The organism is Streptomyces sp. NBC_01549 (genome assembly GCF_026339955.1).
GTDB lineage: Bacteria > Actinomycetota > Actinomycetes > Streptomycetales > Streptomycetaceae > Streptomyces.
In genome coordinates, this window is sequence record NZ_JAPEPW010000003.1 from 138,087 (window position 1) to 149,438 (window position 11,352).

An 11,352-nucleotide genomic window follows, 5' to 3' on the forward strand; every position below is an offset into this window, starting at 1 on the left:
GGGGAAAGACCCGTTCTCAGAGCTGTACACACAGGTGCAGTCACGTGACGGATACCGTGCCCACCGGGGTCGCTCGTACGGTTGAGTAAATCCCCCGAATTCCAAGGAAATCCCATGGAACAGATCACCCTCGGCAATGTCTCCATCACCCGGGTATGGGAATACTACGGTTCCGTCGAAATGACGCCCGACACCTTCTTCCCGGAAAGCTCGAAGGAAGTATGGGAGGGCGGTACCGACTGGCTGACCCCGCATTTCCTGGATTCCGAGACCAACATCGTCAATTCCGCGATCCAGACCTGGCTGCTGCGCAGCGAGGGCAGGACGATCCTGGTCGACACCGGCGTGGGCAACCACAAGGAGCGTCCCTACGCCCCGGTCTGGAGCCACCGCGAAACGGACTTCCTGGCCAACCTCGCCCGGGCCGGTGTCCAACCGGAGGACGTGGACATCGTGATCAACACGCATCTCCACATCGATCACGTCGGCTGGAACACCTACCTGGACGGCCGGAGCTGGGTGCCCACCTTCCCCAACGCCACCTACCTGATGCCGAAGGACGACTTCGACTTCTGGAACCCCGAGAACGGCCACCAGCCGCTGCTCGGCCGCGGCAACCAGAACGTCTTCGAGGACAGCGTGGCCCCGGTGCACCAGGCCGGCCTGACGCAGCTGTGGGAGAACAGCCACCAGATCGACGCGAACCTGCGCCTGGACACGGCTCCCGGGCACACGCCCGGCTCCTCCGTGCTGACTCTCACCTCCGGCGCGGACCGCGCGGTGTTCGTCGGCGACATGCTGCACAGCCCGGTGCAGATCCTGGAGCCGGACGCCAACAGCTGCTTCTGCGAGGACCCCGCCGGCGCCCGCGCCACCCGCCGCAAGGTGCTGGGCTGGGCCGCCGACAACAACGCGCTCGTGATCCCCGCGCACCTGGGCGGGCACGGCGCCACCGAAGTCGTACGCGAGGGAAGCACCTTCGCCATCAAGGGCTGGGCGCCCTTCACCCCATACACCGAGCAGGGCTGAAGCCCGGGGAAAGGCACCAGAGATGAACCACCACCCCGAACCCGTCGTGACCACCGCGCAGGGAGCCGTGCGCGGTCTGCGCCAGGAGGACGGCACCGCTGCCTTCCTGAACATCCCCTATGCCGCCCCGCCCCTGGGCGCCGGCCGCTTCGCGCCGCCCGAGCCGCATGAGCCGTGGGGCGGCGTACGGGACGCCACTGTCCCCGGACCCAACGCGCCGCAGTCCGAGCGCAAGCTCGGCAGCATCGACATGGCCCCCTACTTCGGCACCGGCTGGAGCCGGAGCGAGGACTACCTCACCGTCAACGTGTGGACGCCCGCCGTCGCGCAGAGCGACCTGCCGGTCATGGTGTTCGTGCACGGCGGCGGATTCGTCGCCGGATCGACGCGGTCCGCGATGTACGACGGTTCCGCCTTCGCCCGCGACGGCGTCGTCCTCGTCACGCTCAACTACCGGCTCGGCATCGCCGGGTTCCTGGACCTGCCCGGGGCCCCCGCCAACCGCGGTCTGCTCGACGTCGTCGCCGCGCTGCGCTGGGTGCGGGAGAACATCGCCGGGTTCGGCGGTGACCCGGACAACGTCACGCTCTTCGGCCAGTCGGCCGGGGCCACCGTCGTCGGCGGCGTCCTCGCCACCGCGGAGGCCACGGGTCTGTTCCGCAGGGCGATCGTGCAGAGCGGCAGCGGCCTGGGCGCGTTCAGTACTGAGCAGGCCGCCCGCGTCACCGCCGCGGCCGCCGAGGCCCTGAGCATCGAACCCCACGTCGGCGCCTTCGCGGACATCTCCGACGAGCGCCTGGTCGAGGTCGCCTCCCAGCTCGCGGGCATCGACCTGCAGACCGAGACCCACGGCGACCCGCTGATCGGCCTCAGCCCCTTCAGCCTCGTCCTCGACACTCAGCCCGCCGCATCCGTCGCCGCCGGCCTCGCCGCCGACGTCGACCTGCTCGTCGGCACCAACACTGAGGAGGGCAACCTCTACCTGGTCCCGGTGGGCAAGTACGCCACCTCGACCGCAGCCGACGTCGACGAGGCGGCGACGCGCTCACACCCGGATCCGGCGCGGCTCGTCGAGACCTACCGCAAGTCCCGCCCCGAGGCCTCCTACGCGGAACTGCGGTCCGCAATCATGGCCGACGCCCTGTTCGGCGCGGGCAGCCGCGCTCTGGCCGGCGCCCATGCCGCCCATCCGGAGTCCGCCACCTACGCGTACGAGTTCGCCTGGCGCTCCCGAGCCCTGGACGGAGAGCTCGGCGCCACCCACGCGGTCGAGCTGCCCTTCGTCTTCGACCTCGCGGACCGGCCCGAGCTGAACGGCCCCAGCGCCCTGCTCGGCCCCGACAAGCCCCCCGCGGATCTTGCGGACCGCATGCACGAGACCTGGATCCGGTTCGCCGCCACCGGCGACCCCGGCTGGGACCCCTACGACACCGAGCGCAGGGCCACGATGCACATCGACGCCGAGTGGACCCAGATCGACGACCCCCGCAGCCGGGAACGACAGGCCTGGAGCTGACGCCCGTATGTGTTTTGCCTGCTCACCCCCTTCAGGGATCACCACCGCTTCAAGGAACACCGTGACCAGAACCGTCATCACCACCGAGAACGCCCCCTCTCTCCCGGCCCCGCTCTCCCAGGGCATCCGCAAGGGCCCCGTCCTGCAGGTCTCCGGACAGCTCCCCTTCGACCCCGACACCGGCGCGGTCGTCGGCACCACCGTCGCCGAGCAGACCGCACAGGTCCTGCGCAATGTCACCGCCGTACTCAAGGCGGCCGGCGCGGGCCTGGAGGACGTCGTCATGCTCCGCGTCTACCTCACCGACCCCGCCCACCTGCCCGAGCTGAACGAGGCGTATGCCGCGGCCGTCGGCGAGCCCTTCCCCGCCCGCACCACCGTCTACATGCAGCTCCCGCCGGGACTCCTCGTGGAGATCGACGCCCTGGCCGTGCTGGACGACTGACACAGCCACAGAACAAGGCTGGTCCGGCGCGGTTCAAGGGGAACCGCGCCGGACCAGCCAGCCATCCCAGAGAGCGCAAAGGGGGAGGACAGGATGGACGGCCGTCTGTCGAAGGCGTGCATCAACCTGAGAGTTGTGCCGACGGACCTGCTGGACGCCCTGTGCTCCCTGTGCTCCCTGTGCTCCCTGTGCTCCCTGTGCTCCCTGTCAGGATGCCCTCGCCGCCCCCAGGCGCTCATCCGGCACGGCGCGTCCACGAGCGCGTGCTCCACACAGCGGCCGCGCTGCCGCCGGGCGCGCTGCAACCGGGCGACGTGAGCGCGGCCACCGAGGTACGCGCCGGCCTCCTGAACGCCGACGTACCGCCCGCGGCCGACGCGGGCGCCCGCTGCATCCAGCACACGGTCGACGACCTGGGCCCAACGGGCCTCTGGACGCTGGCCCGCAACACCGGCATGACCCGCGACGACCTCGCATGGGGCGCTACCGCAACCCTGGCGCGGGAACGCCTCGCACAGCCCGACCCTCTCGACGAACTCGCCGCGCAGGCCATCGTGGACGAAGTCGCCGAACGGACCCCATGCCGGTGGGGCCGCCAGCACACCGACGCGGTTCGTGCCGCGCTGTACCGGACTCTGGCCGACCTCACCGACGTCCTCCTGGAAGTGTCGGAGTCCACCCCGACCCCCCTCCACTGGACCACCGACGACGACGCAGGGCGCGCCTCGGCCCTGATCGGCGGAGTGGTCCACGACGTGGTGGTCCAGCAGGCGGAGAACTCACCCTCCGCCGCACACCCTGTCTGGCACCACCCTTCGGCCCCTGCCGCAAGCACCGCCTGGCAGTGGCGGATCACGAACGGACCGGCCAGCCGTGCCTCCCACGGCTGCGGGCCCTTCCCCTCCGCGCTCGCGGCACGGCACGCCGCGGAGTGCGCGATCACGGCACTCGCCGCCGGGAGATGCAGTCTGTGAAGGGCGCGACAATTCGTTCGAATCGTTGACACGACATCGCACGCCCCACGGATAGGCACGCGATCCCGTGAGGGCCCGAGCCCCGCCCGGTCTCGGGCCCTCACCCACGTACATACTGCCGCCAACCGGGACATGGTGGCGCCGTCGACCCGGTCAAGGTTGGAGGTATCGGATCGAGGCCGGGCGCATCCTCGGCGCCAGCGGGGCTCGGTGAGCGGGACGCCGTGCGCAGCCGTCACGGAGCGGGGGGCGGGCGGCCGCGCACGGCAGGAGCGCCCTGTGCTGTGCGTGGCAGGACGCCTACCGGAATGCTGACACGGGGAACCTACCGACCGACGGACAACGCGCGGCTGCGTAGCGGCTGACTCACCACCGGCGGTATCGACCGCAGCTGGCAGCGCGCCGTGAACGAGGCCCGCATCGTCTACAAGCAGCGCGAGCAGTCGGCCGAACCCGGCACATCGCCCTGACATCCGTCCCCGCTGTTCATGGGGTTCTCATCGGCGAGGCCACAGCCCCGAGCCGCCACGCCATCGGGTGATGCGGCTCAGCCAGGCGAGTGACAGCGGCCACCGCAGGCCCCCACGGGGCGGGCCGGTGTTCCAGGATCGGTGCCGCCGCTGTCTCCGGCGGAATGTGCATCGACAGCGTCTGTGCCGTGCGATCGGCTCGACCACGACTGTTCGAGGAGTCCCATCCTATGCGTTCACGCGTCATCGCTGTCATGGCCGCCGCGGTTGCGGCCACTGCCGCACTCGCGCACCCCGCCTACGCCGCCCCGCTCGCCGACGGGGTCTACCGGTTCGCGGCTCTCAGCGACGGCAAGTGCCTGGTCTGGCCCAAAACGCACGCGAGTATCGGCATGGTGTCGCTGGGCGCCTGCACGGACAACGGGTCCACCTCGGCGAACTGGCAGGTACGGCAACGCCCCAACGGAACGATGGAAGTCTCCACGCCGGGTTCCAACCCGCGCACCTGCCTGAAGTTGACGACGGACTACAGAGTGATGGTCAACGACTGCGCTGACAAGTACGCCGAGTGGACCGTCTCCTACGGCTCCGCTGGGCCCGGCAGCGTGGTGTGGGCCGACATCGAGCACACCCCCGGCGACCAATCCAACTCGTGGGGGAAGCTGGTGGACAGTCCCGACGTAACCGGTCGAATTGTGGTGAGGAAGGCCCCCATCGAGCCGCACTACTGGGCATTGCAGCAGGTCAGCTAGGAGCGTATCTCGGTAACGGGCAACCCGCCTGCGTCTCGTGATCTTTCGTGCGGGATAATACCGGTATGCGTGGTGGGGATGGGCTGTTCGAGGTCGAGGCGACGACCACGACGGTGCGCAGTGCGGTGACGAAGTACAGGACGCGGACTCGTTCGATCTCGTCTGCATACTGGCGCAGTTCGGGGTGGGTGGCGTCGCCGGGGATCGGTTCACCGACCTCGGGGTCGACGGAGATGGCGACCAGGGCGCGGTCCAGGGCGTGGATCTGGTGTTCGTCGGTGAGGTTCTCCAGCTGCTTCGCAGCGGAGTCGCTGAAGGCGACCTGAGCGCGACGCCGTCCTGTCATCAGGCGACAGCCGGGCGCTGGGCTGCGAGGCGGGCGAGGTGCGCCTCGCGCAGTTCCTCCCACGGCGTGCATTCCTCGACCACCGGCAGTCCGTTGGCCGCGATGTCCTCGAGCGCGCTGGCGAACCGGCCCGCCACCGGAGACCGATGACCCCTGTACGACGGCGGCGCGCTCTCCACGGACAAGTCCCCCTCCGGCATGATCAACCCGAAGAGCATCCTCCCAGCCAACCAGGGTGACAACGCCCTGTTTATGACTAGAAGATACGGAACAGATGTTCACCCGCCTGACGCGAGCCTGACCGGCTCAAGCCCGTGCAAGCGCCGGTATCAGGCGTAGCGCGTTGTCCCGGTTGATGCCGCGGAGCTGGTGGTCGGCGATGGCCGGGTCGCTGTCCAGGGCCGGTGCCGCGATGTCGGAGACGATGTGGGCGGGGGTCGGCGGCCAGTCGGTGCCGTAGAGGATCCGGGCGGGGTCGACCGTGGCCATGAGGGTCGGGGTCGAGGAAAGGGACATGGGGCCCGCCGTGTCGTAGTAGTAGCGGTGCAGGTAGTCGCGTATTCGGGACGGTTCGATCTCGGGGGCGAGGTGGTTGCTGAAGAGCTCCAGGCGGGTGGCCATGTAGGGGAGGAAGCCGCCGCCGTGCGGGAGGACGAAGGTGAGGTTGGGGTAGCGGTCCAGGGTGCCGTTGAGGATGAGGTTGATCGCCGCGCGAGTCGTGTCCATGAGGAAGTCGCACATGAACGGTGGCAGGCCCGGGACACCCACCTCGTCGGCGTTGCCACCGGGTACGTCCATCGGGTGCGTGCTGATGACCGCGGAGCGGTCGTTCAGCTCGGCGAGGAGGCGGTCGTGGGAGGGGGCGCCGAGATAGACACCGCCCGCGCTGGTACGCGTGCTCACTCCGACGGCGCCGAGGTCGTCCAGGCCGTACTTCATCGACCAGCTCGACAGGTCGGGGTCGTCGAGGAAGACCGGCGTGAAGAAGGCGAAGCGGGTGGGGTGGCTCGCGGCGACTTCCGCCGCCGCCTGCAGCGCGACCCGTGCGCTCTCCTCGCGCTTGCTGCGCTCCTGGATGCGGCCGAGCATGGCCACGGTCATGACGGTGGTGCGGATCCCCGTACGGTCCATGAGGGCGAGCGCGGAGTCGAGGTCCCAGCGGGTCCACCAGGGCAGCCTGTCGCGCCGGACCACGCCCTGCGCCTCGGCCCAGTCGAGCCAGGTGGGCGCGGTGAAGTGGTGGTGGACGTCCACGCGGGAGGTTCGGGCGTCGTCGTCGGCCGGCGCGGACGCCGAAGGGTGAGTTGATATCACTGCGGGCTCTTTCTTCGTTCAGAAGTGGCTTTCAGTGGAGGCGCTCAGACGCGCCCGTCGGATGTCGTCGCCAGCGGCTGCTCCGTCGTGGTCGTCCGCCGCGGCTTGGCCGCGGCGTTCGGTGGCGTCGCGCGGCGAAGCACCGTCATCAGCATGTCCGTGAGGGCCCGTTCCGGGTCCGGTACGAGCTTGGGCGACCGCCATGCCACGAAGCCGTCGGGGCGGACCAGGACGGCACCGGACTCCGCCGTGCCGTGCTGCGCCGCCCAGTCGGCCCCGTCCTCGGGGACGAGGTCGTGGTCCGCGCCGACGACGTAGCCTTCCACCGGGATGCCCAGGCGTGCGGCGACACCGCGGGCCGCAGTGCGCCAGGCCTCGCCTCCGGGGCCGGTGAGGACGACGAAGGACCGTTCGTACAGGTCCAGGGTGGAGATCCGCCGGCCGTCCCGGGTGGTCAGCCACATGTGCGGGGCGCGGCTCCCGGGGGCGCCGCCCAACTGGAATTGGTCGGGCACGATCGCGGCGTCCGGGTCGGCGCCGACGACGGCGCCCGACGGGTAGCGATAGCACAGGGCCACCGTCAACGCGTCGGCCGGATCGTCCTTGCGCTTCTTCTCCGGGGTGTAGCCCGGATGCTCTTCCTCGCCCGCCTGGAACAGGGCGCGGGCGGTCGTCGCGAGCGCGACCGGCCGACGCTCTGTCTGGTAGGTGTCGAGCAGCCCCGGTCCGGCCCAGCTGCGCAGGACGGCTGCGATCTTCCAGGCGAGGTTGTGGGCGTCCTGGATACCGGTGTTGGAGCCGAAGGCCCCGGTGGGGGGCATCTCGTGCGCCGAGTCACCGGCCAGGAAGACCCGGCCCTCGCCATAGCTGTCGGCCACGCGGTCCGCGGCGTGCCAGGGGGCCTTTCCGGTGACCTCGATGTCGAGGTCGGGGACGCCCGCCGCGGCGCGGATGTGGGCGGCGATGCGCGCGTCGGTGAAGTCGTCCAGTGTCTCGCCCCGGTCCGGGGCCCAGGGGGCGTGGAAGACCCACTGCTCGCGGTTGTCCACCGGCAGCAGCGCACCCTCTCCGGCGGGATCGGTGATGTAGCAGACGACGAAGCGCCTGTCGCCGACGATGTCCTGCAGCTTCTTGCTGCGGAACGTGATGCTCACGTTGTGGAACAACGCGCCCGGTCCCGACTGGGTGATGCCCAACCGCTCGCGCACCGGGCTGCGGGGCCCGTCGGCGGCCACCAGGTATCGGGCGTGCACGATGCGCGTCTCGCCGCTGTCACGGTCCCGTACCTCCGCGTGCACCCCTTCGTCGTCCTGAGTGAAGGAGACCAGCTCGGTGCCGAAGCGGATGTCTCCGCCCAGGGAGCCGGCGTAGCGCAGGAGAACGGGCTCGAGGTCGTTCTGACTGCACAGACACCAGCCGGACGAGGTGATCTGCGACAGGGCCGGACCCGTGTCGATGGCCTTGACGATCCACCGGCGGTCGCCGCCGGAGAGCGTGCTCGCCTGGAGGACGCCGTCGTTTCCGGCCAGGGCGCCCGCCGCGGCGCGGATGTCCTGCTCGACGCCCGCGGTCCGGAACAGCTCCATGGTGCGCAGGTTGTTCCCACGGCCGCGGGGGTGGGTGGACGTCGCGGCGTGACGCTCGACGAGAAGGTGCTCGACGCCGAGGCGGCCGAGAAACACTGACGTGGACAGGCCCACCAGGGAACCGCCCACCACCAGGACTGGTACGGATTCCACGGCTCGTCTGCTCATCGGCTGGTCCCCTATCGTCTGTCGTCCGAAGCCGAACGCCCGAAAGCCGTGGGAAACGGCGACTCGGGGCAGTTCCATTCGGCATCCTTCGCCCGCTTCACGGGCTCCGCACCTCCTGTTGCTCCGATCGCGACACCGCGTCCCGGCGTTGCCCTGGACAGGCTAAGGACGTTTGCTGGTGGCCGCCCGCCGGGAACCGTCGAGGCCATGACGCGAACACCCATGCAAACCGAACCCGGATCCACGGACCCCGTGGCCGCCGCCTCCCGATGCACACCCGACTTCCGCGCCAATCCGCACCCCGTGTACGCGGCGTTGAGGAAGACCGCCCCGGTGTGCCCGCTGCAGCCGCCGCACGGCGTGGAGACCTACCTGATCACCCGTTACGACGACGCGCGCGCCGCGCTGGCCGACCCCCGGCTGAGCAAGGACATGTACGGCGCCCTCGACGCGTACCACCGCATCTTCGGCGACTCCTCCATCGCGCTCGACGACAACATGCTGTTCTCCGACCCGCCCAAGCACACCCGGCTCCGGCGGATCGTGCAGGGCGCCTTCACCTCGCGCCGCGTGGAGTTGCTGCGCCCGCGTATCCAGCAGGTCACCGAGGAACTGCTGGAGCGTTGTCCGACCGACGCGTCCGTTGACCTGCTCCCGAACTTCACGTTCCCGCTGCCGCTCCAGGTCATCTGCGAGCTCCTCGGCGTGCCGGAGGACGAGCGCGAGCGCGCCCATCAGTGGGCGGTCACCGTGGCGAAGACCGGATTCGGCCCGGAGGCGAAGAAGGCACTGGAGGAGGCCGAGGGGAAACTGCGCGACTTCCTGGTCGACCTCGTGGCGCGCAAGCGCAGCACGCCCGGCGACGACCTGATGAGCGCGCTCATTGCGGCCCAGGACCAGGACGGCGCCCTGACGGACCATGAGCTGGTCTCGACGGCGTGGGTGCTGTTCTTCGCGGGACACAAGACCACCGCGTACCTCATCGGCAACGCCGTGTACCACCTGCTCTCGAAGCCGGACCAGCGCCGCGCGGCCCTCGCGAGCCCCGAGGCCCTGAAGCAGGCCATCGAGGAACTGCTGCGGTACGAGGGGTCGGTGGAGAGCTCCACCTTCCGCCACGCCACCGAGGACATCCCGATGCGCGGTGTGGTGATCCCCAAGGGCGCCCTCGTCCAGGTCGCCATCACCTCCGCGAACCGCGACCCGCAGGCGTACCCCGAACCCGACCGGCTCGACGTCACGCGCACCAGAAGCCAGCCCCACCTGGCCTTGGGCCACGGCCCCCACCACTGCATCGGGGCGCCGCTGGCCCGCCTGGAGATGCACATCGCGCTCACCACGCTGTTCCGCCGGTATCCCGAGATCACGCTGGCCGTGCCTCCGCACGAGGTGCGCTGGCTGACCGTGCCCTTCCCGGCGTTCCGCGGACTTGCCGAGCTGCCCGTGGTGCTCGATCCGGAGCGGATCGCCGACTGAGCGCATCGCCGACTGGCCGGATTCATACGGTCGGGGTCCCCATGCCGCTGGCCTCCGGGGGCCCGTCGGGAATCTATGAGTTCCTTCCGGGACTTGCGCCCGTTGATGTGGTACGGGGCGTTTTGATGAGCTGATCGGTCCACTGCGGCAGAAGCTGGAGGTGGTGGTGGCGTGGCTGACTGAATGAGAGGCGGCGGCGCCGGATGTAGTACGACAGCCACCTGAACGGCGCTGCCACGTTGGCCAGCCGGGGCCCAGATCCAGACCATCATGGCGATCCTCGGGCACCGCAGCGCGCAGATGTCGGCCGCCTACTCCCCCATCAGCGACCCCGTCTTGAAGGAACAGTACGAGAAGGTCATCGCCGCCGGCGGCCGGATCGCGGGCCCGGCCGCGGAGGAACTGCTCAGCAGCCGGATCGGCGAGAACACTCTGAACCGGCTCAAGACCAACTTCTTCAAGACCGAGCTCGAACTGGGCCCTGCCTACGGGCACCCGCCGATGGACCCTGCGAGTGCGACCTCTACCTCCGCTGCTCGAAGTTCCTCACCACCAACGAGTACGCACCACGCCTGCGAACCCGACTCTCCCGAGAGGAGCAGCTCGCCCAGGACGCCATCGAACGCGGCTGGCCCCGCGAGGTCGAACACCACACCGCCATCGCCGACAGCATCCGGAGCCTCCTCGCGGACCTCGGCAAGAGTCCCGAACCCGCCCCTGGCGATCACTGCTGAACCGACCCGGGCCTTGGCGGTTTGAGCGAAATGAAGTACGGGGTGGACAGGCGGACGGCAACGGCTCAAGGTGGTCGGCACGCTGTCTCTTCGGAGCATCCCCCGTACGGTTCGCCGCCGGACCCCGCTCACCGAGGCGGAACACGCATGCGTGCTCGACGAGTTCAACGCGGCCGTCCGGTGCCCCGACGCGCACGGCGGGCTCGCGTGCGTGCCGCTCTTCCTCGATGCCCTCGCCGAGGACGAGGCCCGGCCCGACAGCACGCGGTGCATCGTCGACGACAACGCCCTGCTGGACAGCCCTTCGACCCGAGCGTCATGGCGGATCGCCGCGCACAACTCGACCTTCGAAAGGGGCACTTGGGCCACCCAGGGCTACTTGATGCACTCCGTATCCTCCCACCGCAAGGCCCTCAGTGGAGTCAAATCTCACCGACACCCAATCCCGCCCCGCTCCGCTGGCATCAGAAGCCGTATCTCAACCGAACGTGATCGGTTGATTCTTGCTGGTCAAGCATGGTTTCGCTCGGAGTGAGGGAGGG

The 11,352-nt window shown here is 69.7% G+C and carries 11 protein-coding genes and 1 pseudogene; 7 read left to right on the forward strand and 5 right to left on the reverse strand.

The annotated features are described in order from the left end of the window. Window positions 1-114: 114 nt before the first annotated feature. The 5 genes from OG819_RS46790 to OG819_RS46810 all read left to right on the forward strand — a co-directional run bounded on the left by OG819_RS46790 (window position 115) and on the right by OG819_RS46810 (window position 5,186). Window positions 115-1,029 carry an MBL fold metallo-hydrolase gene (locus tag OG819_RS46790; RefSeq protein ID WP_266420479.1) on the forward strand — a complete coding sequence of 305 codons (915 nt, stop codon included), beginning with the start codon at window positions 115-117 and terminating at the stop codon, window positions 1,027-1,029. 22 nt (window positions 1,030-1,051) lie between these two features. Continuing rightward, window positions 1,052-2,545, forward strand: coding sequence for a carboxylesterase/lipase family protein (locus tag OG819_RS46795; protein ID WP_266637549.1), 1,494 nt, complete (start codon window positions 1,052-1,054; stop codon window positions 2,543-2,545). Window positions 2,546-2,606: 61 nt separating this feature from the next. Next, entirely contained in the window at window positions 2,607-2,990 is a 384-nt protein-coding gene (locus OG819_RS46800) for a RidA family protein (RefSeq protein WP_266637551.1), read from the forward strand. Between the two features lie 263 nt (window positions 2,991-3,253). Beyond that, a complete protein-coding gene (locus OG819_RS46805) occupies window positions 3,254-3,964 on the forward strand; it encodes a hypothetical protein (protein ID WP_266637553.1) in 711 nt (236 codons plus the stop codon). A 700-nt stretch (window positions 3,965-4,664) separates the two neighbouring features. After that, window positions 4,665-5,186, forward strand: coding sequence for a hypothetical protein (locus OG819_RS46810; protein WP_266637555.1), 522 nt, complete (start codon window positions 4,665-4,667; stop codon window positions 5,184-5,186). A 97-nt stretch (window positions 5,187-5,283) separates the two neighbouring features. Here the strand turns inward: OG819_RS46810 and OG819_RS46815 are convergent. From OG819_RS46815 to OG819_RS46830, 4 genes and pseudogenes are all read right to left on the reverse strand, one after another. Then, window positions 5,284-5,532 (reverse strand): annotated as a pseudogene (locus OG819_RS46815) (hypothetical protein); the annotation flags it as partial. Beyond that, entirely contained in the window at window positions 5,532-5,717 is a 186-nt protein-coding gene (locus OG819_RS46820) for a hypothetical protein (RefSeq protein ID WP_266637557.1), read from the reverse strand. The gene OG819_RS46820 and the pseudogene OG819_RS46815, both read right to left, overlap by 1 nt. Window positions 5,718-5,838: 121 nt before the next feature. Further along, window positions 5,839-6,846 (reverse strand): amidohydrolase family protein, encoded by a 1,008-nt coding sequence (locus tag OG819_RS46825; RefSeq protein WP_266637559.1) that lies wholly within the window; start codon window positions 6,844-6,846, stop codon window positions 5,839-5,841. Between the two features lie 44 nt (window positions 6,847-6,890). Then, window positions 6,891-8,600 (reverse strand): FAD-dependent monooxygenase, encoded by a 1,710-nt coding sequence (locus OG819_RS46830; RefSeq protein ID WP_266637561.1) that lies wholly within the window; start codon window positions 8,598-8,600, stop codon window positions 6,891-6,893. A gap of 207 nt (window positions 8,601-8,807) precedes the next feature. Between OG819_RS46830 and OG819_RS46835 the strand changes: the two genes are divergently transcribed. Continuing rightward, window positions 8,808-10,076, forward strand: coding sequence for a cytochrome P450 (locus OG819_RS46835; protein ID WP_266637563.1), 1,269 nt, complete (start codon window positions 8,808-8,810; stop codon window positions 10,074-10,076). Between the two features lie 311 nt (window positions 10,077-10,387). On the opposite strand, the gene OG819_RS46840 is transcribed toward OG819_RS46835, so the two are convergent. Further along, window positions 10,388-10,522: a hypothetical protein gene (locus OG819_RS46840; RefSeq protein WP_266637564.1), complete on the reverse strand. Its 135-nt coding sequence runs from the start codon at window positions 10,520-10,522 to the stop codon at window positions 10,388-10,390. A 439-nt stretch (window positions 10,523-10,961) separates the two neighbouring features. On the opposite strand from OG819_RS46840, the gene OG819_RS46845 reads away from it, so the two are divergent. Beyond that, the gene (locus tag OG819_RS46845; RefSeq protein WP_266637565.1) at window positions 10,962-11,345 is read left to right on the forward strand and encodes a hypothetical protein; all 384 of its coding nucleotides are present in this window, start codon (window positions 10,962-10,964) and stop codon (window positions 11,343-11,345) included. The last annotated feature ends 7 nt before the right edge of the window (window positions 11,346-11,352 follow it).

Excerpts from the sequence above, each read along its gene's own strand:
- OG819_RS46790 (WP_266420479.1), top strand. The coding sequence starts at position 115 with ATGGAACAGATCACCCTCGGCAATGTCTCCATCACCCGGGTATGGGAA.
- OG819_RS46795 (WP_266637549.1), top strand. The coding sequence starts at position 1,052 with ATGAACCACCACCCCGAACCCGTCGTGACCACCGCGCAGGGAGCCGTG.
- OG819_RS46810 (WP_266637555.1), top strand. The coding sequence starts at position 4,665 with ATGCGTTCACGCGTCATCGCTGTCATGGCCGCCGCGGTTGCGGCCACT.
- OG819_RS46830 (WP_266637561.1), bottom strand. The coding sequence starts at position 8,600 with ATGAGCAGACGAGCCGTGGAATCCGTACCAGTCCTGGTGGTGGGCGGT.
- OG819_RS46835 (WP_266637563.1), top strand. The coding sequence starts at position 8,808 with ATGACGCGAACACCCATGCAAACCGAACCCGGATCCACGGACCCCGTG.